Origin of the sequence: Nocardiopsis sp. EMB25 (genome assembly GCF_026797795.1) — a bacterium.
Taxonomy (GTDB): domain Bacteria; phylum Actinomycetota; class Actinomycetes; order Streptosporangiales; family Streptosporangiaceae; genus Nocardiopsis; species Nocardiopsis lucentensis.
The window spans coordinates 353,674-377,543 of the sequence record NZ_JAMTDN010000001.1 but is presented as its reverse complement, the minus strand read 5'-3'; the positions used below and the strand labels follow the sequence as shown (position 1 = coordinate 377,543).

Annotated in this window: 16 protein-coding genes and 1 tRNA gene; 10 read left to right on the top strand and 7 right to left on the bottom strand. The window is 71.5% G+C overall.

Going from position 1 to position 23,870, the window contains the following annotated elements; all coding sequences use genetic code 11:
- The first annotated feature begins 301 nt into the window (after positions 1-301).
- A complete protein-coding gene (locus KIK06_RS01595; protein ID WP_017598800.1) occupies positions 302-1,897 on the top strand; it encodes a beta-N-acetylhexosaminidase in 1,596 nt (531 codons plus the stop codon).
- A 64-nt stretch (positions 1,898-1,961) separates the two neighbouring features.
- On the opposite strand, the gene KIK06_RS01590 is transcribed toward KIK06_RS01595, so the two are convergent.
- Together KIK06_RS01590 and KIK06_RS01585 are read right to left on the bottom strand one after the other, a co-directional pair.
- Complete coding sequence (locus KIK06_RS01590; RefSeq protein WP_268641623.1) at positions 1,962-3,206, bottom strand: alanine racemase; 1,245 nt, start codon at positions 3,204-3,206, stop codon at positions 1,962-1,964.
- A 127-nt stretch (positions 3,207-3,333) separates the two neighbouring features.
- Positions 3,334-4,299 (bottom strand): glycerophosphodiester phosphodiesterase, encoded by a 966-nt coding sequence (locus KIK06_RS01585; protein ID WP_268641622.1) that lies wholly within the window; start codon positions 4,297-4,299, stop codon positions 3,334-3,336.
- Positions 4,300-4,558: 259 nt separating this feature from the next.
- On the opposite strand from KIK06_RS01585, the gene KIK06_RS01580 reads away from it, so the two are divergent.
- Both KIK06_RS01580 and KIK06_RS01575 read left to right on the top strand, forming a co-directional pair.
- Positions 4,559-6,034 carry a hypothetical protein gene (locus KIK06_RS01580; protein ID WP_268641621.1) on the top strand — a complete coding sequence of 492 codons (1,476 nt, stop codon included), beginning with the start codon at positions 4,559-4,561 and terminating at the stop codon, positions 6,032-6,034.
- Positions 6,035-6,357: 323 nt separating this feature from the next.
- The gene (locus tag KIK06_RS01575) at positions 6,358-8,157 is read left to right on the top strand and encodes a gamma-glutamyltransferase family protein (protein ID WP_268641620.1); all 1,800 of its coding nucleotides are present in this window, start codon (positions 6,358-6,360) and stop codon (positions 8,155-8,157) included.
- 366 nt (positions 8,158-8,523) lie between these two features.
- On the opposite strand, the gene KIK06_RS01570 is transcribed toward KIK06_RS01575, so the two are convergent.
- The 5 genes from KIK06_RS01570 to KIK06_RS01550 all read right to left on the bottom strand — a co-directional run bounded on the left by KIK06_RS01570 (position 8,524) and on the right by KIK06_RS01550 (position 14,211).
- Positions 8,524-9,702: a C40 family peptidase gene (locus tag KIK06_RS01570; protein WP_268641618.1), complete on the bottom strand. Its 1,179-nt coding sequence runs from the start codon at positions 9,700-9,702 to the stop codon at positions 8,524-8,526.
- A gap of 165 nt (positions 9,703-9,867) precedes the next feature.
- The gene (locus KIK06_RS01565; RefSeq protein WP_268641617.1) at positions 9,868-11,538 is read right to left on the bottom strand and encodes a bifunctional 3'-5' exonuclease/DNA polymerase; all 1,671 of its coding nucleotides are present in this window, start codon (positions 11,536-11,538) and stop codon (positions 9,868-9,870) included.
- A 137-nt stretch (positions 11,539-11,675) separates the two neighbouring features.
- Positions 11,676-12,596, bottom strand: a complete 921-nt coding sequence (locus tag KIK06_RS01560) for a 2-hydroxyacid dehydrogenase (protein WP_026127633.1) — start codon at positions 12,594-12,596, stop codon at positions 11,676-11,678.
- Positions 12,597-12,745: 149 nt separating this feature from the next.
- On the bottom strand, positions 12,746-13,564 hold the full coding sequence (locus KIK06_RS01555; protein ID WP_268641616.1) for a TrmH family RNA methyltransferase: 819 nt from the start codon (positions 13,562-13,564) through the stop codon (positions 12,746-12,748).
- A gap of 59 nt (positions 13,565-13,623) precedes the next feature.
- Positions 13,624-14,211 carry a hypothetical protein gene (locus KIK06_RS01550; RefSeq protein WP_017598810.1) on the bottom strand — a complete coding sequence of 196 codons (588 nt, stop codon included), beginning with the start codon at positions 14,209-14,211 and terminating at the stop codon, positions 13,624-13,626.
- 407 nt (positions 14,212-14,618) lie between these two features.
- Here KIK06_RS01550 and KIK06_RS01545 point away from each other — a divergent pair, with 407 nt between their 5' ends.
- The 7 genes from KIK06_RS01545 (at position 14,619) to KIK06_RS01515 (ending at position 23,844) form a co-directional block, all read left to right on the top strand.
- Positions 14,619-16,355, top strand: a complete 1,737-nt coding sequence (locus KIK06_RS01545) for a substrate-binding domain-containing protein (protein ID WP_268641615.1) — start codon at positions 14,619-14,621, stop codon at positions 16,353-16,355.
- A 342-nt stretch (positions 16,356-16,697) separates the two neighbouring features.
- Entirely contained in the window at positions 16,698-18,455 is a 1,758-nt protein-coding gene (locus tag KIK06_RS01540; protein WP_268641614.1) for a substrate-binding domain-containing protein, read from the top strand.
- Positions 18,456-18,614: 159 nt separating this feature from the next.
- Positions 18,615-19,250: a hypothetical protein gene (locus KIK06_RS01535; RefSeq protein ID WP_268641613.1), complete on the top strand. Its 636-nt coding sequence runs from the start codon at positions 18,615-18,617 to the stop codon at positions 19,248-19,250.
- Between the two features lie 93 nt (positions 19,251-19,343).
- Positions 19,344-21,326, top strand: a complete 1,983-nt coding sequence (locus KIK06_RS01530; protein ID WP_268641612.1) for a DUF2510 domain-containing protein — start codon at positions 19,344-19,346, stop codon at positions 21,324-21,326.
- An 85-nt stretch (positions 21,327-21,411) separates the two neighbouring features.
- On the top strand, positions 21,412-22,062 hold the full coding sequence (orn, locus tag KIK06_RS01525) for an oligoribonuclease (protein ID WP_026127636.1): 651 nt from the start codon (positions 21,412-21,414) through the stop codon (positions 22,060-22,062).
- 67 nt (positions 22,063-22,129) lie between these two features.
- Positions 22,130-22,205: transfer RNA gene (locus KIK06_RS01520), tRNA-His, on the top strand.
- 280 nt (positions 22,206-22,485) lie between these two features.
- Positions 22,486-23,844 carry a tyrosine-type recombinase/integrase gene (locus tag KIK06_RS01515; protein ID WP_268641610.1) on the top strand — a complete coding sequence of 453 codons (1,359 nt, stop codon included), beginning with the start codon at positions 22,486-22,488 and terminating at the stop codon, positions 23,842-23,844.
- Positions 23,845-23,870 lie beyond the last annotated feature (26 nt).

The window sequence follows — 23,870 nt, the reverse complement described above, 5'->3', positions numbered from 1 at the left end:
GCTCGCCCCACCCCGCTTCGGGGGCCGCACACTGCGCCCTCGCCCGACGGCGGCGCTCCCTCCCAGGTCAGACCACTCGCATCCACCCGCACAGCGCATCAGGGTCCACGCCGGTCTCGGGTCGGCGGGGTCCGCGCGACCAGGACGGGACGCGGTGACCGCCGCCCCTCCGAGAGCAGGCATCGGTCGGTCCGGCGCCCCCTCGGGCACGGCGGACGAGCGCACCCTCGGGGGTGCGCCCCAGGGCACGTGCGTGGCAGGATGTCCATTATTGGTCTAGACCGGATAGGAGCAGTTCCCCGTGCCTGACACTTCCGCCCCCCACCTCGACGACCGGCCGTTGATCCCACGCCCCGAACAGGCGGTTCCGGGCGATTCCGGCGGATTCACACTCACCACGGCCACCAGGGTGTCCGCCGACCCCGAGGCTCGGGGAACACTGGCGTGGCTCCAACGTGAACTCGGCGCGTCGACTGGCCTTCCCCTGAGCACCGGGGACGAGGACGACGCGCGGATTCGGCTCAGCGTCGACCCCGGAGCCGGACTCGGCCCGGAGGGCTACCGGTTGATCGTGGACGAGGAGGGCGCCATCGTCGTCGGCCACGACCCGGCCGGCGTCTTCTACGGCGCCCAGACCCTGCGCCAGCTGCTGCCGGCCGACGCCTATCGCGGCGCACCGCTCGACGGTGTGGAGTGGACCCTGCCCGCAGCGCGCGTCACCGACGCCCCCCGGTTCCGCTGGCGCGGCGTGATGCTGGACGTGGCGCGGCACTTCCTCCCCAAGCGCGAGGTGCTGCGGTTCATCGACCTGCTGGCCGCGCACAAACTCAACGTCCTGCACCTGCACCTGACCGACGACCAGGGGTGGCGGGTCCAGATCCGGCGGTACCCGAAGCTGACCGAGGCCGGTGCGTGGCGCACCGAGAGCCAGGTGGGCGGCACCACGCCCCCCGTGTTCGACGGGCGCCCCCACGGCGGGTTCTACACCCAGGACGACATCCGCGAGATCGTCGCCCACGCCGCGGCCCGCCACATCACGGTGGTCCCGGAGATCGATGTCCCCGGCCACTCCCAGGCGGCCATCCACGCCTACCCCGAGCTGGGCGAGAGCGGGCTGATCCCGGTGTGGACCCGGTGGGGGGTCAACGACAACGTCCTGGCCGTCACCGACGGCGTCCTGGACTTCTACAAGAACGTGTTCGACGAACTGCTGGAACTGTTCCCGAGTACGTACGTGCACGTGGGCGGCGACGAGTGCCCCAAGGCCCAGTGGAAGGACAGCGAATCCGCCCAGCGGAGGATCCGCGAGGAGGGGTTGGCCGACGAGGACGGGCTCCAGAGCTGGTTCATCCGCCAGCTCGACGATCACCTGACGGCGCGGGGGCGCAGGCTGCTCGGATGGGACGAGATCCTCGAAGGGGGTCTGGCGCCGGGAGCGACGGTGATGTCCTGGCGCGGCCAGGAGGGCGGACTGGCCGCGGCCCGGGCCGGGCACGACGTGGTCATGGCCCCGACCGCGACGTCCTACCTCGACTACAAGCAGTCCGACTCCCCCGACGAGCCGGTCCCGGTCGGCACGCTCCTGCGCACCGAGGACGTCTACGCGGCCGAGCCCGTCCCCGGGGGCCTGACCGAAGCGGAGGCCGAGCACGTCCTGGGCGCCCAGGTCAACGTGTGGACCGAGCACATCGACTCGCCCCGCGGGCTGGACTACATGGTGTTCCCGCGCGCGGTCGCCTTCGCCGAACAGGTGTGGTCCTCCGGCGACCGCGACTACGCCGAGTTCGAGCCCCGGCTGCGCGGGCACCTGGACCGGCTGGACGCGGCCGGGGTGGAGTACCGGCCGCTGGACGGACCGCGGCCGTGGCAGAGCCGGCCGGGTGTCGGCGGCTGGTGATCCCGTACCCCCGGCGGCCGCGCACCCGGGCCGCCGGGACTGGGGCTCACGGTCCCGGCCGGGCTCAGAAGTAGGTGGCGACGACGTCCACGACCGTGTCCTGGTCGTCCACCACGGGGATCACCCGCCAGCGGTCGAAGGCCGTGCACGGGTGGGAGATCCCGAAGGAGACCAGGTCACCGGGGGCCACACCCAGTTCGGGCGGGATCCGCAGGTAGGCGTGGTGGTCGTTGAGCCCGGTGACCTCCACGCCCGTGGCCGCGACGGTCCCGCCGTCGGCGCGCCGTAGCGCTCGGGGGATCGGGAAACCCTGGTCGTGGTTGGCCTCGCGGCGGCCCAGGGCCGCGATGGCCAGCCCCTCCTCCGGCACGGACACCACCCGTGCCCACAGTTCCAGCGCCCCCTCCAGCGTGCCGGGCCCTTCGGGGAGGCGGCGGTAGGGGGTGGTGCGGCGGTAGAGCCCGTCGTCGTGCGCGACGTAGGCGCCGCTGCGCAGGATCGGAAGGACGTCCTCACGACCGCCGAGCTCCTCGGCGACCAGGTCGAACCACGCGCTGCCGCCCACCGACAGCACCGGCCGCTCCAGTCCGTGCTCGGCGGTGATCGCCGCGGCGTCGCCTCCCAGGTCTCGGAGGAACGCGCGCACGGCGTCGGCATCGTCGCCCAGAGGGCCCTCGTAGCCCGCGACCCCGGCCAGTTCCAGGCCGGGCTCGGCGACCACGGCGCGCGCCACGGCGAGAAGGTGCTCGCGGGTGCGGCAGCCGGTGCGCCCTCCGGGGACTCCGCGTTCGACCAGCACCCGCAGGGGGCGGCCGTTCGGACGGTCGGCGAGGGCTCCGGCGGCCGCCGCCACACCCTCACCGGAGTCGGCGTAGAAGAGGAACTCGAAGTCGGGGTCGCGGTCGAGTTCGTCGGCGACCCAGCGCAGCGCCACGTGGTCGAGGAGCTCATTGGCCAGGATGATTCGGCGGACCCCGAACCGGCGGTAGGCCAGGACCTGGTTGGCGGTGGCGGCGGTGACCCCCCAGGCGCCCGCGGCCAGCTGGCGCTGGATCAGCGCGGGGGCCATGGAGGTCTTACCGTGCGGTGCGAGCGGCAGGCCGTGCCGCTCGGAGAACGCCGCGAGCGCCGCGATGTTGCGGTCGAGCGCGGAGGCGCGCAGCACCATGAGCGGCCAGGTGAACGGCCCGGAGAAGAGGTGGAACCGTCGGGTGGCGAACTCCTCCAGGGTGACGGGATCGCCCGGCCACCAGAGTCCCTTGGTCCGCCAGTCGATGTGTTCACGCGGGATGTCGAGCCGATCGGTCACGGTGCGTCCACGCCTCCTGCGCGCCAGTACCCCGCCCGGTCCCGACCCTCGGGGCCGTGACCGGGCGGGGACGGTGTCGGTCGGTCCGATCATCCCACCGGCGTCAAGCGCGGCGGGCGGCCGGGTGTCAGTCGTTCGCAGCGACCGGAGGCGCGGGCGGCACCGGGGCCCCGAAACGGTCGCCGTCGTCGAGGTCGTCGATGGCCTCCCGCCCGACCTCGGGGTAGTCGGTGATGAACCCGTCCACCCCCAGCCCCAGGACGGCGTCCATGGTGGCGCGGTCGTTGATCGTGTAGGGCATGATCTCCATCCCGGCCTCCTGGACCCGACGCACGTAGTCGGCGTCGATGTGCCTGTGGTTCGGGTTGATCATGGCGGCCCAGCCGTAGTCGTCGATCCGATCCTCGGGGACCATGCCCAGTAGGCCGTGCGGAACGGGCCGCAGGATGTCCTGGGACTCGCGGACCGACTCCCAGTCGAAGCTCTGGATGACCAGGCGGCGGGGCTCCCACGGCGGGTTGCGCCTGAACCACTCCGCTCGGTCGAACAGCTCCTCGGCGACGGCGCGTTCGAGGCCGGGGTAGAGCTCGGGCTCCTTGAGTTCCAGGAGAAGGTTGAGGTCGTGCTCCGCCATCCGGTCGAGGACCTCCCCCAGGGTGGGGACGGGCTCGCCGGCGAAGGCCGGGTCGTACCAGCCGCCGGCGTCGAGCCGGCGGATCTCCGCCATGGTGAAGTCCGAGACCCGGTAGGGCGCACGGTCGGGGAAGACCGCCTCGACGTCGGTGGTCCGCTCCAGGGTGGTGTCGTGCATGATCACCGGTTCGCCGTCCGCGGTGAGCTGGACGTCGACCTCGACCGTCACGGCGCCCAGTTCATGGGCGACGTCGATGGCGGCGAGGGTGTTCTCTGGTGCGTGCCCCGACGCGCCACGGTGGGCGACGGCGATCAGCGGGCGCTCGAAGACGGGGTGGTGGGCGGCGACGGGTTCGGTGGTGGGCTCTCGGGGGTCGAGGGCGGGAGCCCCGACCGAGACGCCCGCACTGGCGGTGATGAAGAGTGAAGCGGCTCCGACGACGATTCCGATGCGGCGCACCGGACCTCCCAAGTTCGCGTGGACTGGCCGAATTGCTCCATCAGGGTGGATGCGGATGGTGACCCCTCGGTGACCGTACGCGGAGCGTCGGGTAATGGGAATCCCACCTTCTGGTACGGGACAGGTCACACCCTTCCCGAATTTTCACCCAATGAAGCGAATGAATTACTTCATGTACCGGTTTTGGCTGGAGAGCCCCCCGAGAATCACATAGAGTCCTGAAACCATCACTAGTAGTAGTCGATGGGAAGGGATGACGATGCGCAAGCACCACACGAGGTGGGTCGCGCTCCTGGGCGCCGCCACGCTCTCGACCACCGGGCTGGCAGGTCTCGCGGGACCGGCGGTGGCGGCGGACGACAAGGACCCGCGGGTGATCAACTGGCCGGTGGTCGAACAGGCGGTCTCCTCGTACAAACTGGACGGGTTCGAGATCGGTTACCTGCCCCCCGGACTGGACAGATTCGGGCTCAACGCCTCCTCGCTGATAGACCGGCGGGGCAACAGCCAGTCGCAGATCTCCTGGGTTCAGGGCCCGGACCACCTCTACGGGCGCGTGATGATCCTGCGCTCGGAACAGGTCCAAGAGCTGGATGACCTGCTCGAGCTGCGGTACTCCCACCTGCCCGAGCGGGGACTGGAGCGGCTGGACGGCAGTGGTGGGGCCGAACGCGAGGCCTACGTCTCAGAGGCGACGGGCGACATGTTCTGGTTGGAGGAGCCCGGGGTCGCGATCACCACCCACCTGCGCCCGGAGCGGTGGGACGGCGACGAGCTGCGGAGGATGGCGGAGTCGGTGGTCGCGCTCTCGTCCCCGGGGGCCGAGGAGACCTCGGAGGAGTCGGAGGAAGAGGCTCCGGACGACGTCCAGGAGGATGCCGTCCAGGACGGCACGGGTGAGACCGGGGAGACCGCGGAAGGCGCCGAGGCCGAAGGAGAGGCCGGGGAGAGCGAAGAAGCCGAAGGAGAGACCGCCGAGACCGAGGAGTCCGGGGAGGCCGAAGGCGAGGCCGTGGAGGCCGGTGAGGGGGCCGAAACCGCGGAGGACACGGCCACCACCGAGGACGTGGCGGCCGAGGAACACGAGGACACCGACGCGGTCGAGGTGACCGCGGAGGACGTCGCGGCGGCCGGGAACGACACCTCCGGGGAGACCGCTGAGGACACCGACGCGGTCGAGGTGACCGCCGAGGGCATCGCGGCGGCCGGGAACGAGGCCTCCGAGGCCGAGGGAGCGGACACGGAGTCCGACCAGCCCAGCGCGACCAACTCCCGACAGGTGAAGCAGTGCCTGATCGACGAGTTCGTGATCTTCGACTACACCGACGCCGAGCAGGACCGGGAGTCGGCGTCCACCGCCTCCGGCGACACCGTCGAGCAGCCGCTGAGCCGTGACCAGCTGACCGACGAGCAGCGCGACGAACTGCTCGCCACCGTCTGGTACCACGGCACCGAGAGCGAGAAGAACGCGGCCACGGACCACTGCGCCGACAGCCTCGACATGCAGCGCTCCGAGATCGAGTCCGTGCTCGCCGAGATCGCCGACCTGATCGCCCAGCTCGTCGAGAGGGCCCAGGCCAGCCTGACCGAGGGCATGGAGGAGGTCGCCCACACGTCCACCGAGACGCACACGCCCGGCCCGGGCGAGGCCGGCGGCCTCGAGCCGATGGACGACGCGGAGTGGGAGGAACTGTGGGACTCCCTGCCGTGGAGCTTCGAGTTGGAGGCACCGTGACGCGACCGGGTCCGCGGAGGCTGTGACCCGGCCGGCGCGGAACGGTACGCGGCCGTGGGCCGATGACCGGCCGGGGTGGAGGGTCTGCGACCGGGCAGCATGAAGCGGGCGGGGAGTGAGCGCCCCCAGATCAATGGTGGCCCGGGGTTGGGTCGAGACGCCAGCCCCGGGCCGCCGGCCTGTGGACAGAGCTCCACGGACCGGATTCCTGGGATACGGTCGGCTCGACGCCCGTTCCCGTGACCGCCGCCACACCCGCGCGACCACGCGGTGCCCGCCCGGGGTCCGTCGAACCGGGCGGGCCGCCCCCTCCGAGGAGAGCCATGCCCCGTTTCACCACGCGCCCCCAGCTCCGCGGCGACTTCGGTATGGTCGCCTCCACCCACTGGCTCGCGAGCGCCACCGGGATGTCCGTACTCGAACGCGGCGGCAACGCCTTCGACGCCGCCGTCGCCGCGGGTTTCACCCTCCAGGTCGTCGAACCCCACCTCAACGGGCCCGGCGGTGAGGTCCCGATCCTCCTCCAACCCGCCGGAGGACCCCCGCGCGTGCTGTGCGGCCAGGGGGTCTCCCCCGCCGCCGCCACCATGGACGCCTTCGCGGACACGGACCTCATCCCCGGCAACGGCGTGCTCGCCGCCACCGTCCCCGGAGCCTTCGACGCCTGGATGCTGCTCCTGCGCGACCACGGCACCATGACCGTGCGCGACGTCCTGGACCACGCCATCGGCCTCGCCGAACGCGGGTACCCCGTCCTGGAGAGGATCGCCGGCGCCGTCACCTCCCTCAGCCCCGTCTTCACCCGGCACTGGCCCGGGTCCGCCGAGGTCTACCTCCCGCACGGCTCCGCGCCCAGGCCCGGGGCCCGCCTGCGCAACCCCGTCCTCGCCGACACCTACCGCACGATCGTCGCCGAGGCCGAGGGGGCCGGTTCCGACCGTGAGGCCCAGATCGAGGCGGCCCGGCGCGCCTGGTCGCACGGGTTCGTCGCCGAGGCCGTGGGGGCGTTCCTCTCCACACCCGTGCCCGACGGGTCCGGGGTACCCCGCCAGGCCCTGCTCACCGCCCAGGACATGGCTGACTGGAGCGCCACCTTCGAGGATCCGGTGAGCGTCACCCACGGCGTGCACACCGTGCACAAGACGGGTCCCTGGGGCCAGGGGCCGGTCATGCTCCAGCAGCTGCGGATCGCCGAGGCCCTGGGCACCGGCCACGACGTCCGCGAGGGGATCAGCGCCGAGTTCACGCACCGGGTGACCGAGGCCGCCAAGCTCGCCTTCGCCGACCGGGAGGGCTGGTACGGCGACCCCGACCACGTCGACGTACCGCTCAAGGAGCTCCTCTCCACCGACCACGCCGCCCGACTCGCCGCCCTCGTCGACGACCGGCGGGCCGCCCCGGCGCCGCGCCCCGGACCGGTCGCCGGGCGCACCCCCTTCACGCCACCCGTGTACGAGCCCGGCACGGCCCCCGGCGACCGCACCACCGGTGAGCCAACGGTCGGCGTCATCGGCGCCACACCGGCCGATCAGCGCGGCGACACCTGCCACGTGGACGTGGTCGACGCGCACGGCAACATGGTCTCGGCCACCCCCAGCGGCGGCTGGCTCAGCAGCTCACCGGTCATCCCCGCCCTGGGCTTCCCGCTCGGTACCCGCGCACAGATGTTCTGGCTCGACCCCGCCTCCCCCAATGCCCTCGCGCCCCGCAAACGGCCACGCACCACCCTGTCCCCCACCCTCGTGACCCGCGAGGACGGCCAGGCGGTCCTCGCGATCGGAACACCCGGCGGCGACCAGCAGGACCAGTGGACGTTCACCGCCCTGCTGCGGATCCTCCACGGAATCGACGACCTCCAGGAGGCGCTGGACACCCCCATGTTCCACACCAGTGCCTTCCCCAGCTCCTTCCACCCGAGGGAGACCGTCCCGGGACACCTGATCGTCGAACCCGGGGTCGGCGAGGACGTCATCGCCGACCTGCTCGGACGGGGACACCGGGTCGAGGTCACCGACGCCTGGACGCTCGGCCGACTGGCCGCCGTGGCACGCGACCCCGACACGGGCGAGCTGCGGGCCGCCGCCGACGCCCGGGGGGCGCAGGGGTACGCGGTGGGACGCTGAACGGGAGGGGAACGTCGCCGAACACCTGGGCGAGGACCGAACGACACGTGATCGGCGTGCGCCGCGAGGGGGCGCCCGGCCGTGCGGATCCCCTTGCCAAATCGCGCGGGCACTGCTTATGTAGACCCTGTGCGACGGGCCCCGGCGCTGATCCGGTCGTGTGCCCTGAGAACTCAATACCACCGAAAACAGGGTTCGTGCACTGACTCCCCCTCCCTCAGTGACGGCCCTGTCCCCCTCCTGAACCGAGGCCTGCCTTCCCCTCCCGGCTGGGTTCTTCGGACGAGGAGAGACGAGCGGGCCGTGGTGCCACCGGCACGGTGACACCACGGCCCGCTCTCGTCTTCCCGTGGCGGGCCCGCGACCTCAGGTCCGCACCCGCACCACTCCGGCGAAGTTGGTGGTCCGCACCTCGGTGACCCGCACGTTCAAGCCCGTACGCGGCGCCTCCAGCATCATGCCGTCGCCCAGGTAGATGGCCACGTGCGAGATGTAGTCGGGTGCGGTCGGGTCCGAACGCCAGAACAGCAGGTCACCGCGCTGGGCGTCCTCGAAGTCGACGCGCTCGCCGGCGTTCCACTGGTCGTGGGTGACACGGGGGATCTCCACACCCTCCTGGAGGAAGGCCCACTGGAGCAGCCCCGAGCAGTCGAAACCGCCCTCCGGGGTCTCACCGCCCCAGACGTAAGGCACACCGATCTGGCCCTCCGCGTGCGCGATGACCTGCTCGATCACCGAGGAGGGGACGGCCTCGCCGGGCTCGGCGGGCTCGGCGGCGTCGGCGACCAGCTGAAGGGAGGTCTCCTCCCCGAGGGCGTCCGACAAAGCGTCGTAGAGCGCCCACAGGTCGGCGTCGGGGGCCGAGACCACCAGCGCGTTGCCCTCGGGCATGCCCAGTTCGGCAGCGCGCTCCCGAGAGATGAGGGCGTCGATCCCGGCGATGCCGGAGGTGGCGTGCGTCCACACCTCCAGGTCCACCTCACCGCGACCGCCCGCGACGCTGACCTCGCTGCCCAGGTCGAGTTCGCGCTCGGTGCCGACCGTGTTGGACAGCGCGATGCGGCCCTCGGCGACGCCCTGCCAGATCTCATCGGACTCCGCCGACGGCCTGGGGGCGTGGTTACGGAAGCTGGAGGGGTTGACGCCCAGCACGGAGGTGGGCTCTCCATCGATTCCGACGCGCGCGGCGTCCACGGTCAGGACGTGCTCCACGCCCTCGATCCCGCGGACCTCGGCGACCACCTCACGGGGCAGGCTCTCGGGGGCCACGGCGAAGTACTCGACGCTGCGGGCCTCCCGGAACGGGGCCACACGGGCGTCGCGCCGCAGCGCTTCGGCGTCGGCGACGTCGGGAGCGGGGGTGGGGGTGGCGGAGCCGCGGGGGTCGACTCCACTGGTGTTCCGGTGGCCTTCGGCGAGCTGTTCGGCGATGGGAGGCCGGTCCTCCACGATCGGGTCCGCCCACGCGGGGGTCGCCCCGAAGGCGGTGAAGGCGACCGCGAAAGCGGCCGTGGTTCCCGCACATGATCTGAAACGGCTCCGCACGGGGGGATCTCACCCTTTCTGTGTACCGCCGGGAGGGGTGGGGGTACCCCTGGGGTAGCGGGCTGACGGTTGCGTCCGCGTCCAAGAATGGGTGCAGGCGGGTCAGTTTGCAAGAAGTCCACGCCGTCCGTTACCGGACGTGTGACGTCGCGTGTCCGGATTCACTCAGCGTCGCGCGTAGTCCTCCGTGACGACCGTGTCCAGGGGGAAGCGGACCGGGGTGTCTCCGAACAGGATGGTCCTGGTGCGGGCCTCGGCGTCGGCGACGGCGGCGAGCGTCTCCTCCGTCAGATCCCGGGGGACGTGGAGGACGACCTCGTCGTGGACGAAGAAGACGATCCCGGCCCCCTCCGGCAGGGACGGCAGACGCTGCCGCAGCGCGGCCAGCAGGACGAGTGCCCACTCGGCGGCCGTGGCCTGGACGACGAAGTTGCGGGTGAACCGACCGTGGGCACGACGACGGCGGTCCCCGTCGGGGCCGGACACGGCGGTGGACCACGCACGCGGGGCGGGCGAGGTCCGGCCCAGCCACGAGCGGACGATCCCACCGTTCTCGCCGGTCCGGGCGGCCTGATCGACGTACTCCAGCGCTCGGGGGTAGAGGCGTCGCATGGTGCGCAGCAGGGGCGCGGCGTCGCCGGAGGTCTGGCCGTACATCGCCGAGAGCATGCCGATCTTGGCCCGATCCCGGTCACCGCCCACGTGTACGGCCAGCCGGGCGTAGAGGTCCTCCTCGGCGGCCGCGGCCGCCAGGGCGTCATCCCCGGACACGGCGGCCAGGACGCGGGGTTCGAGCTGTCCGGCGTCGGCGCGCACGAGCACCCAGTCGGGGTCGGACCGCACGGCCGATCGGACAGCCCTGGGGATCTGGAGGGCACCGCCGCCCCGGGTGGCCCACCGGCCGGAGACGACACCACCGACCACGTAGTCGGGGTGGAAGCGGCCGAGCCGCTCACCGTCGGGTCCTGGGCGCTCGCGCACCCAGGTGTCCAGCCATGCCCAGCCGTTGGCGGAGTACAGGCGGGAGAGCTCCTTGTAGCGGAGCAGGAGGGGGACCACGGGGTGGTCGACGCGTTCCAGCACCCAGGAGCGGGTCGACTCGACGGGATGGCCGATCCACGCCATGGCCCGCAGCACCTGGGCCGGTGAGTCGGGGTTGACATCGCGCCCGACCGCGCCGCTGATGCGCGCGGCGAGCTCGGCCAGGACGGCGGGTCGCTGCCCCGTGTGCGGCCGCGGCCCCAGCAGCTTCGTGAGGACCTCGTCGTGGACGTCGGGCCGCCAGGGCAGACCGTCGTGGCTCATCTCGGCCGCGGCCAGACCGCCCGCCGACTCCACGGCTGTCAGCAGGCGCATCCGTTGGGGGTGCGGTAGCTCCGCGATACGGCGCAGCTGGTCGTCGTGGACCTCGGCCAGGGCTGCCAGCCGGTCGGTTCCCGGGGGCAGCGTGGACCGGTCGGCCTCGAACAGGGCGGGCTGCGCGGCGGCGCCCTCGCCGAGGGGGCGGACCGGGTCGTCGGGCACGGGAAGGTCGTGCAACCGGGCCCAGGCCGCGCCCAGGGAGTGTGCCTCACCGTGGCGCGCGTGGTATCCGAGCAGGAGCGCCTCGGTCAGCGCGACGTCGTGGCAGCGCGCGACGCGCACACCGGATCCGACCAGGTCCGGATAGACGTCCTCGCTGGCCGACCAGACCCAGCGCGGGGGTTCGGGTCGCTCGTTCTCCGCCCGCCGAACGGCGCCGGCGAGATCGGGGACGCGGCGGACCGGGCCGGGGACCGGTTCCAGTTCCTGGAGCCAGCCACCGCCCTCGCCGTCGGCGACCACCGCTATCCGCATGGTTCCACTGTGGCCGCTGACACCGACAAAACCCCCAAAGAGCAATAAAAGCCATGGATATCCCACCGGTTCCCCGCAGGGCGGCCGGTGAACGGGGGGCGGGCCCGACACGGCGAAAGCCGGCGCGGACCGAGGTGTCAGCGTCCCGGCCGGACCACGTTCTCGAGCGGCTCACCCGCGGCCCAGCGGGCGAGCTGCTGGTCCATGAACGCGCGGGCACGTGGGTAGAAGGCGGCCGACCCGCCCGCGACGTGCGGCGTGAGGAACACCCCCGGCGCCTCCCACAGCGGGTGGTCGGCCGGAGGGGGCTCCGGGTCGGTGACGTCCAGGGCGGCCCGGACACGTCCGTTCTCCGCCAGCAGCGCCGCCGTGTCCAGGACCGGGCCGCGGCCCACGTTGACCACGAGCGCGTCGTCCCGCAGCAGGGCGAACTCCCGGGCGCCGAACAGGCCCCGCGTGCTCTCGGTGAGCGGTGTGACCAGGACGACGACGTCCACCCCCGGCAGGAGGGAGCGCAGTTCGTCGACACCGTGCACGCGCTCGTCGGGACGGGCCCGGCTGGCCACACGCACGACCTCGGTCTCGAAGGGCAGCAGGCGGCTCTCCACCGCCTTGCCGATGCTGCCGTAGCCGACGATCATCACGCGCGAGTCCGCCAGCGACCGCAGCGGCGCTGCGCCCCAACGGTGATCGTGCTGGTCGAGGGCCCACCGCGGCAGGTCGCGCTGGGCGGCGAGGATCAGCGCGAGGGCGTGCTCGGCGGTGCTGGCGTCGTGCAGACCGCGCCCGTTGCACAGCGTCACGTGGTCGGGGAGCAGGCTCAGGACGTGCTCGTAACCCGCGGACACGAGCTGGACGACCTCCAGCGCGGGCATCCGCGCGATGATGTCGAGCCGTTCGTCGACGCCCTGGGTGGAGGGCGCGTAGGGCACCTGGTAGAAGGTCACCTCGTCCAGACCGGACTCCGGCGCCGCCCCACCGGTGTACAGGTCCACGCCACATGGGTCGGGGGCGTTCACCCGGTTCTGCTCCCACTGCACAAGTGCTCGGCCGCCCATGTGGCACTACCCTCCGCTCCACCGCGGCGCGCCCCGACGAGCGCCTCGGACGCGCTCCCGGGAACACGCCCCAAGGTCCGTGTCACGCGCCACCCTAGGGCATCCCCCACGAACACGCCCTGGAGCGGCGGCGGTGGGCTCCGCCCACGTCACCCGGTGAACCGTGCCAGTTCGTAGCAGGCGATGGCGGCCGCCGCGGTGACGTTGAGCGAGTCGACGTCCCGATCGGCCATCGGGATGTGCACCCGCGCGGTGGCTCCCTCCAGCCAGCGCGAGGACAGGCCGTCACCCTCGGTCCCCAGCAACAGGCCGACCCGATCGTCAGGGTCGAGTGCGGACATCGCGTCGCGCAGCGGCAGGGACCCCTCCCCCGGGGTGAGGGCCATGAGATGGAAACCGGCCGCCCTGAGGGTGTCCAGCCCGCCGTACCAGTCATCCAGCCGTGTGTAGGGCAGGGTGAACACCGCGCCCATCGAGACCTTGACCGCCCGCCGGTAGAGCGGGTCGGCGCAGCGGGGCGCGAGCACCACGGCGTCGACGCCGAGTCCGGCGGCGCTGCGAAAGATCGCACCCACGTTGGTGTGGTCCACCAGGTCCTCCAGCACGACGATCGTGCGTGCCTCGGCGAGGACGTCGTCGAGCCTGGGCAAGGAGCGGCGGTGGAAGGCGGCGAGGGCGCCCCGGTGCAGGTCAAAGCCGACGAGCCGCTGTGCGGTCTCCTCACTGACCACGTAGAGCGGGGCGGTGGAACCGGCGACGACGTCGTTGAGGGCCTCGGCCCGGCGTTCGGTCAGCAGGAAGCTGCGCGGCTCGAACCCGGCGGCGGCCGCGCGCCGGATCACCTTGTCGCCCTCGGCCATGAAGAGCCCGTGCTCGGCCTCCAGGTGGCGGCGCAGGTTGACGTCGCGCAACCGGGTGTAGTCGGCCAGACGGGGATCGGCGGGGTCGGTGACCCTGATGACGCTCATGGAGGACGATTATCCCAGTTCTCCGGCTCGGGATCCCCGAGGACGCCGTCCGGGCCGCCTCAGCTGATCTGCTCGGTCAGGGGACGCAGGCGCTGCCAGCGCGCCTCCTCACAGGAACCCGCCCTGGTCAGCGTCGTCGAGATCTCCTGTCCCTCCCAGGTCCCCTCGATCGTGGCCCGCTGGGGACCGTAGACCTGGTCGGTGCACACCGTTCCCGCGCGCACCTCGGTGAACAGCTCCTCGGTTCCACCGGCGGTGGCCGTGCGCGCGGTCGCGTCGCCGTACCCCCCGGCCCCTCCCGTCCCACCGCCGAGTTCGGCGGCCACCTGGGCCAGCTCGGCGCAGACTTCGGGGTCCTCCTCCAGGTCGCCGGTGCAGTTGAGGGTCTGCACCCACGCGCGGTCGCGGTCGCTGACCTGGATACGCAACTGACCGACCGGTCCGGTCTCGGCGACCTCCTGGGGACCCTCCGCGATCGGACCGACCAGGTCCGGGCTCATGGCCGACGCGGCCTGCACGTCCTCCGGGGGCAACAGCGACGGGCCCGCGAGCACCGCGTAGGCGAGTGCCCCGGCACAGCAGGCGCCGGTGAGCAGGGCGGTGCCGAGCGTGCCTCGGCTCCGGTGGTCTCGGTGCTGTTGGGACATGCCATAACCCTCGGGGGTCGGTGGTCACACGGACGTCCGCGACACGGAAGGGAAAGGGTCTGCCGCGGGGGACGGGAGAGGCCCAAGCCTATCCGTGGGGTCGGAGTACTTCTGCGGAGAGCACGGTAACAAAGAGGTCTCCGTCCACCGATCGGACACAGCGGTCCCGCATCGATGCCCGGCCACTTTCGCTCCGCCATTACCAGCGAGTAAGGTCCTGATGAAGTTCCGTTCGTCACATTCGGCCGGTCGGTTGTGATTCGTCTTGTGTGACGCCGTTCGCCGCACGATGGTTCACGTCCTCTCACGGACGCCCGACAGCACGGCGCCGCGCGGGCCCACCTGCCACCGGGTTCTCCGGCGATACCGTCGGGGAACCGCGCCCCACTACGCCCCGGAGATCCCCGTTGCCCAGTGGACGTCACCGACTCCCCGCACCGACCCGGTCCGCCGCGCGCCGAGTGGCCTGGTCACCGTTGGGGTTCACCGCCGCCGCCGTCGCGGTCATCGCCGTCGCGGCGATCGCGATCCCGATCGGGCTGAACGCGCTCGGCTGTGGCGACGTCCGCTACCTCCGCGTGTCCGCGACGCAGAGCATCGCCCCGGTCCTGCGCGCGGCCGCCACCGAATTCAACGACGAGGAGCCCAGCTACGGGGACGACTGCGTGTACGCCCAGGTCGACGAGATCGCCCCGCACCGCATCATGACCGCGCTGTCCGGTGGCCGGGGAAGTGACTCCACCATCGCCCCCCACGTGTGGGTGCCCGAGTCCTCGGTGTGGGTCGAGCTCGCCCGCGTGTCCGAAGGCGGCACGCACAGCATCGAGACGGACCCGCCCTCGCTCGCCAGTTCACCGGTGGTCATGACCGCCCCCGTGGGCACGGAGGGCCTGCCCGAGCCGGGGGACGCCAGCTGGACACTGGTCCTGCCCGGAGAGCGCGAACCGGAGCGCCCCCTGGTCATGGTCGACCCCAACCGCGGCGCCGACGGTATGGCCGTCATGCACGCGGTCCGGCGCCACCTGGGCACCGGGGACGACGCCGACACCGCCATGACCGACTTCGTCCGGGACGTCCAGCTGGACAGCGCGTTCGGCGAGATCGACCTGGCGACCTTCTTCACCGGCTCCCCCGCGGCCGAAGAACGAATCGACCCGGTGATCGTGGTTCCGGAGCAGGCGGTCGCCTCCTACAACGACGAGCGCGCGCACTCCGCGCCGGAGCTGGCGGCCCGCTACCCCACCGAGGGCACGGTCAGCCTCGACTACCCCTATGTCACCGCCACCGACGACTCCGCGCTCCGGGCGGCCGCCGCCGACCTGTACGAGGTCCTGCGCGGGGACGAGCACCGCGAACACCTGCGCGACCTCGGCTTCCGCGACCCCGGCGGCAACACCCCCGGCTCTCTGGAGGCGCAGCCCTGGGACGTTCCGGAGGAGCCGACCACGCACGACGACCTCACGGGGGACGCGCTGCTCGCCTCGGTCACGGACTGGAACCGGCTGTCGATGCCCAGCCGCTCCCTGGTGCTGGCCGACACGTCCGAGAACATGGCCCAGGACCTCAACGGCGGGCCCAGCCGGATGGAGGTCGCCCAGCGGGCGGCCCTGCTGGGGCTCTCCCTGTTCCCCGACGAGACCGACATGGGCCTGTGGCTGCTGTCGGACCAGTACGGGCGCCAGGGCCGGGACGAGGCCGCCGAGATGCGCCGCCTGGGCGGCTCGGCCGGGAGCGACGACATCACCAGGCGCCAGGAGCTCATCGGCGTGGCGGAGGAGATCGCGGTCCGCGGCGGGGAGTCCCGGCTGTACGACAACATCCTGGACGCCTACGACCAGGTGCAGGACAACTACCACGAGGACAAGATCAACAGCGTCATCCTGCTCACCGCCGGCCGGGACGACGGTTCGAGCGAGATCTCGCACGCGGAGCTGGTCGCGGCCCTGCAGGACCGGTTCGACCCCCAGCGCCCGGTCAGCATGTTCATCATCGCCTTCGGGGCACAGTCCGAGGAGGCCGAACTGCGCCAGATCGCGGCCGCCACGAGCGGTTCCCTGTTCGTGACCGACGATCCTGACGAGATCGGAGACATCTTCCTCAGTTCGATCTCCCGGCGGTTGTGCGTACCGAACTGCGATAACTGACCATCGAGAGCGGATCCCGATTCCGAACGGACGCGAGGCGATTGCGATTGGATATCGGATCGGTTTTCCGGACGAACCGTTTCAGGATGCCCTGCGATGACCGCTCCGTCCGAATCCCCCGGCGTGACCGGGAACGCGACGCCCATCACAGCGAACGCCTCCCCGCGCAGCCCCATCCGGCCGACCGGTGTGGTCCGCACCCGGCCTGACCGGCCCGAGTACTGTTCCGACCAGTAACACCCCACGGGTCGGTCTCCCCACCGAGCACCGGACGTGCGCAACCGACCCGTACCAGGCACCGACCCCAACCCCCCGTCCGTACACCACCCCGTGAGGAAAGCTGTGGGACGTCACCGCGGAAGATACGCAGAAGAGCCCTACCCGAGACGGGAACGGCGTCGCCGTGGACGCGGCGGCGCCTTCGCCGCCCTGGCCGCCGCACTCGTGATCGTGCTCGGCCTGGCCGCCGCGGGCGTGTACATGTTCGGGCAGACCGACGGCTGCCGCGGTTCGCAGATCCGGCTGGACGTCGCGGTCAGCCCCGAACTGGCCCCCGCCCTCGACGCCCTGGCCTCGGACTTCAACACCCAGGAGAACACCGTGGACGGACGGTGCGTGCGCGCCGACATCCGCCAGGTCGACTCCGCCAACGTCGCCTTCGGCATCACCGGGGCGGGCGCGACCATGGGCGACACCGACTCGGACGTGTGGATCCCGGACTCGTCCGTGTGGCCGCGCCTGGTGCAGAGCCAGTCCGGTGACGCCGTCATCACCGAGACCGGCACGTCCGTCGCCCGCTCCCCGCTCGTCCTGGCCGAACTCACCGAGTTCGCCGAGGAGGACACCCAACGCAGCTGGACGGACGTGATCCCCACCGCGGCGCCCGGCGAACAGGGCAACCGCACCGTCCGCGTGGTGGACCCCGCGCGCAGCTCGACCGGGCTGGGCACCCTCTACCTGCTGAACGGAGCCCTGGAGGAGGACAGCCCCGACGAAGGCACCTACAACGCGCGCATGACCGCGGCCCTCCAGGCACTGCACCAGGGCGCCTCGCCCGATGAGGACGCGGCCTTCCTCGCCCTCAGCGGCGGGACCGAGGAGGCCCCGCCCGTGATGGTCATGTCGGAACAAGCCGTGTGGCGCTACAACAGCGCCCACCAGGACGCCACCGCCCAGGCCAGCTACCTGGAGGGCGGTACCTACTACCTCGACTACCCCTACGTGGTCCGCAGCGAGGAGGGCGACATCACCCGCGCCGCGGAGGTGTTCCGAGGCGCCGTGCGCGCGGACGAGGCCCGGTCGACCCTGCTGGAGCACGGCTTCCGCGGCCCCGAGGGCGAGGTGGACGACTCGGTGCTGACCGAGGACGTCGGCTTCCGCGCGGAGGCGCCCGACGAACTGGCCAGGCCGTCGGAGGGGTCGGTCACCGAGCTGATCCGCACCTGGAACCAGCTGAAGATGGACTCGCGGGTGCTCACCATCGTGGACGTCTCGGGATCCATGCTCGCCGAGGTGCCCGGGACCGGGATGACCCGGATGCAGGTGACCAGCGCCGCGGCCACCGAGGGACTCCAGATGTTCACGCCCACGTCCGAGCTCGGGCTGTGGCAGTTCTCGACCAACGTCAACAACAACCTCCACTACTCGGAACTCGCCCCGATCCGCGAACTCCAGGCGACGAACGAGGAGGGGACCCCCCAGCGCGACGTGCTGGCCTCGGCCCTGTCCGGGCTGACCCCCCTGCCGCAGGGCGACACGGCGTTGTACGACACCTACCTGGCCGCCTACCAGGAGATGGCGCGTACCTACCGGCCCGACAGGACCAACGTCATCCTCATGCTCACGGACGGGGACGACGACAACCCCGGCGGTCTGGAACTGGACGAGCTGCTGTCCCAGCTCGAGGACGTGGCGAGCCCGTCGCGCCCGATCCCGATCATCACGATCGCGTTCGGCCCGGACGTGCAGAACCTGGAGCCGCTGCAGCAGATCGCCGCTGCCACCGGCGGCGCCGCGTACATGACGGAGGACCCGACCGAGATCGGTGAGATCTTCCTCCAGGCCTTCTCCCTGCGCATCTCCGAGGACGAGGAGGAGTAGCGGGCACCCGGTACCGAAAGGTGACATGACCCTGTCCGCGTGAGGAGGGGCTATGGACTTCTCCGTCGTCTTGGCGTACTCAGTGGAGGTCCGGACCCGTCCGGGTGCCGCCCCGGTCGCGCGGTGCCCGGACGCACGACGACCGGATGGGGAACTGCCATGTTCGACGCGTGGATGCCCGGTGCCGAAAGGATCGACGGCGGCACCGCCCCGGGACCCTCAGGGATCGGCGCGCCCCGGGCCGTGTGGACGGTGACCGGTTCCGGCCCCGACGCGTGGTCGGCGCGTGAGGAGGCGCTGCGGCTGGTCGAGGAAGGGCGGTCGGTGCACCTGGTGTGGAACCCGTTCACCGGTGAGGTCGTGCAGTCGTTGGCCGGCACCCGCCGCAGCCGGATGCCGCTGGGACGCACGAGCCGGTACTCGCTCCACGTCGACCACGGGCACGAGGGTCGGGTGTGCCTCACGGTGGCGGTGGTCGCCCGGTCCGAGGAGCCCTTCACCAGCGGCCCGATGCGCGGACTGTCGCCGATCCTGGCCTGGTTGGACTCCTGGGACATTCCGCGCCGGTGGCCGGCCGGCCCTCCGGGGCAGGGAGGAACGGCGGTCGAGGAGCTGGTCCGCGCGTGGTCGCGCGGGGGCCACTTCGGCCACGACCAGGTACCCGGGTCGACGTCCGCCGGACCGGGAGCGCTGGACGGCGCCCGGCTGTTCGCCGGCCCCGCCACCGCCGAATCGGACCTTCGGTCACCACCGGCGCCGCGTCGGTCCGACCAGCAACCGTCGGCGGTCTCGTGAGGACCGCCGGATGGCGGGACCACGTGGTCGGGGGCGGAGGGATTCGGACTCCAGTGGTCTCTCCCGACGCGACGACCCCTTAGTCTGTCGGCCATGGGTGGAACTATCGAGCCGGGTTGGTACGCGGACCCGCACGGCGACGCGCAGACGCTCAGATGGTGGGACGGTAACGCGTGGACGCGGCATACCCGTTCACTGAGCGAACTCCAGGGCGGTTCCGGTACCTCGGACGAGGATGAGGCCGCCACAGCACGGTTGGACGGACGGGAACGCGACTCCCCCGGCGACGAGGACGAGGGGACCGTGCGACTCGGTCCGGCCTCCGCCCCCACGCCGGTGGACGACGAACCCAGCACGATGCGGATCGACCCCTCCTGGGTCCACGCCCCCGGAGCCTCCGCCACCCCGGCCCCGGTGGACGAGGACCCCAGCACCGTACGCATCGACCCCTCCGTGATCCGGAGCACCGCCGAGCCCGAGGACGAGGTGCCCACGGCGGACCTCGGCGGAGTGGACGCCACGACGCGGGTCGCCCCCGAGGACCTGCCGGGGCGCGGTGGAGACGACGAGGAGCCGACCGCGGATCTGGGCGGTATGGGCGCGACCATACGGGTCGACCCCGCCGACCTGCCCGGGCGTGTCCAGCAGGACGAGGAGCCGACCGCGGACCTCGGCGGAGTGGGCGCGACCATGCGCGTCGACCCCGCCGACCTGCCCGGACCGGGTACGGACGAGGACGAACTGCCGACCGCCGGCCTCAGCGAGGACGAGCTTCCCACCTCGAACATCACCGACGACGCGATCGACGACACCCCGCGCACGGCGGTGTTCGACCCCCACCAGATCGACGACGCCCCCCGCACCGCCGTGTTCGACCCCAACACGATCGGGGAGACGCCGGGCACAGCGGTCTTCGCCCCCGATGACCCGATGTTCTCCGGAGGCGCGGGCGAGGCCGGAGAGCCGGACGCGCCCAAGGGCAGCCGGTTCAACCGGTTCCTCGGCAACCTGAAGGACGGGTGGGCCGACCTCAGCGAGGAGCGCCGCGAACAGCGCCGCAAGGCCGCTGAGGAGGAACACGCCCGCAAGGAGGCGGAGGCCCGGAAACGAGCCGAGGAGGCCGCCCAGGCCCAGGCCGCGACGCCCACCGCGCGGACTCCGGAGGGTGAGCCCCCTCAGCAGGCCGCCGAAGGGCCCCGCCAGGTCCAGGAGACTCCCCCCGAACAACCGCAACCCGGCCAGGAAGGCGCTTCCGGCCCCCAACAACCGCAACAGCAGGCGACGGGGCCGCAGCAAGCCCAGGGCCACCCGGGCCAGCAACAGCCCTACCCGCCCTACCCCGGCCAGCCGTCGGGGCCCCAGCAGGCCTACCCGGGCCAGCCGTCCGGTGCCCAGCAGGCCTACCCGACCGCGACGCCCCAGCAGTACCCGACACAGCCGCCGCCCTACCCCGGCCACCCAAACCAGCACGGGTACCAGCAGCCCCCGAACGCACCCCAGCAGCCGTACCCGGGACCGGGACGCGGTGCTCCGCCCCCGCCCTACGGGTACCCGCAGCCCAGCCCCTACCAGCAGCAACCGGGGTACCAGCAGCCCCCGAACGCTCCCCGGCCCGGCGGATACAACGCTCCTCCCGGCTACCCGCCGCCCGCGGGGCAGAACGTACCCGGCCGCCCGCCGCAGGGCGGCCCCGTTCCACCACCGCACCAGATGAACCGTCCGCCCCAGGGCTACCCCCGCCAGGGACCGACGCCGTACCCGCCCCCGCCGGGGCCGGGCCAGCCCCCCATGGGCGGTCAACCTCCCCAGGGAGCCCCGGGACAGCCCGGCACCCCCCGGCGCCGACGCTGGGGACGACGCAAGGGTTCGGACGGTCGCGGTCAGCCGCCGCAGCGACCCCACCCTCCGCCTGAGGCGAAGCGGAAGAGGAAGGGCGGCTGCGGATGCGGCTGCACGACCTTCCTCCTGATCGTCCTGGTCGTCGCCGTCCTGGCCTACCTCCAGGTCTCGGGTTCGTACGACTGGATGTTCGACGTCATGAACATCGGCTTCCCCGGTCAGTACGTGTGGAGCTGACCAACGCCGTCACGAAGGGCGGCCGGACCGGTCCGGCCGCCCTTCGCCATCCCCACCACTCCCGGCACGGCCTAAGCTGACCGGTATGAATGACTGTCTGGTGTGGATCGACTGCGAGATGACGGGGCTCGACCTCGAACGCGACGCGCTGATCGAGGTGGCGTGCCTGGTCACCGACGGTGAGCTGAACATCCTCGACGAGGGTGTGGACATCGTCATCAAACCGCCGCAGGCCGCACTGGACCAGATGGGTGACTTCGTCCGGGACATGCACACCACTTCCGGCCTTCTGGAGGAGCTGGACAAGGGCGTGTCCCTGGAGGAGGCGGAGGACCGGGTCCTCGAACACATCCGCCGTTACGTGAAGGAGCCGCGCAAGGCCCCGCTGTGCGGCAACTCGATCGCCACGGACCGCACCTTCCTGGCACGTGACATGAAACGCATCGACGAGTTCCTGCACTACCGGATGGTGGACGTCTCCTCCATCAAGGAGCTTCTGCGCCGCTGGTACCCGCGTGTGTACTACGCGAGCCCGGAGAAGAACGGCGGCCACCGAGCCCTCGCCGACATCACCGAAAGCATCCATGAGCTGCGGTATTACCGCGCGGCCGCGTTCGTTCCCGAACCAGGCCCCAGCTCCACCACGGCGCGCGCCATCGCGGCCGAGGTAGCGGAGGGCGGCACCGGTGTGTCAGCCCGAGAGAAGGCCGCGGATCGCCGAAACGCCGAAAACTGATCGAAGCAGTGCTCAGAGTCCGCTAAGATTCTGGATGTACGCAAGGCCGCGAGGCCGGGCGGACATGGTGGGTGTAGCTCAGCCGGTAGAGCACTTGGTTGTGGTCCAAGAAGTCGCGGGTTCAAGTCCCGTCACTCACCCCAGAGCCGACAAGGCCCTGACCAGCGAAAACGTTCGCAGGTCAGGGCCTTTCGTGTTGCCGGGGGTGCACCAGCGGGTGCACGGCGGTAAAGATTCTCCTGGTGAGTGTGCACCACCCACCCCGTCACTCACCCGGCAGTGAGGGTGCACAGGCCAGGGCGACAGCCCGGCATCCTGCGCAAACGTGGATAGATCGACCGTAGTGGCGCGCGGGTCGAAGGTTCTCGAAGATCTTTCACCGATTCCCTTCGCTTCCGCGTCCACCCAAGCGATGGTCCACGCATGGCAACCATCAACCAGCGCACACTGGCCGACGGGCGCACCCGGTACTGGGTGAAATGGCGCCTGGGCGGCACCCGTGGCGGCGCGCCCCAGTCCGAACCGTTCGACGTCCACGCCGACGCCCACACCTTCCGCCTGCATGTCGAAGCCGCTGGACACCAGTGGCCGGAGAACTGGATCCCCCGGCAGGGGTGGGCCGAGGGGTGGGTCCCCGGCCACGGGTGGGTCACGGTCGACGAGGAGGACGATGGTCCCGAAGCCGATCCGGTGCTGTTCGCTGACTTCGCCCGTGAACTGATCGACTCGATGACCGGGATCGAGGAGCGCACCCGTGCCGACTACCACCGCGACCTCACCAACCACCTGCTCCCCACCTTCGGGCAGGTGAACCTGCGCGACACGTCCCAGCTCAAGCCCAAGGACGTGCGGGCCTGGGTCAACCAGCTGCGCACCGGCACTCCCGACCCCACAGCCCCGTACCGGACCGGCACACCCAGCCGAGGCCGCACAAAGGAACCGGGATGGCTACGCAAGCCCCTGTCCCCCAAGTCCATCCACAACCTCCATGCGCTGCTGTTCACCATCTGCGAGGCCGCCGTCCGAGAAGACCCACCCCTGCGCCCGTCGAACCCGGCCTCACGCACCCGCCTACCCCGCGTCGACGACGGTGAGGGCGACTGGGAGATGTGCTTCCTCACCCGCGAGGAACTGACCCTGCTGCGCGATTCCATGGCCGAGGACGTCCGCGACATGGTCGAGGTGTTCGTGCGCACCGGGATGCGCTACAGCGAACTCACCGCCCTCCAGGTCCGCGACATCACCCTCACCCGAACCATCGGCCCGGGCGGGGTGCCGCAGACGCGCGGGTATCTGGACGTGCGGCGGGCGTGGAAGCGCCAAAGCGACAACACCTTCAAACTCGGGGCGCCCAAGACCCGCAGCTCACGCAGGCGCATCCCGCTCTCCCCCGGCACCATCGACCTCATCCGCCCCCGGTTGGAGGGCAAGGACCCGGAGGAGTTCGTGTTCACCACTGACCGGGGTTCCTGGTGGCGACACAGCTCGTTTTATGGCCGCCGGTGGGTGCCCGGCGTCAAGGAGGCCCAGAAGCGGGGATTGGGTAAGAAGCCGCGCATCCACGACCTGCGCCACACCCACGTGGCGTGGCTGATCGACAAGGACGTGCACGTCTTCAAGATCCAACGCCGCCTGGGGCACACCTCGATCACCACGACCATGGACCGGTACGGGCACCTGGTCACCGACATCGACGACACCATGATCGAGGCCATCGACGGCCCGCCCACCGGGCCGTGGACCGACCCTGATGGTGAACGACGCCTACGACTCATCTCCTGATCACTGTCACAAACCCTCGACAGGCT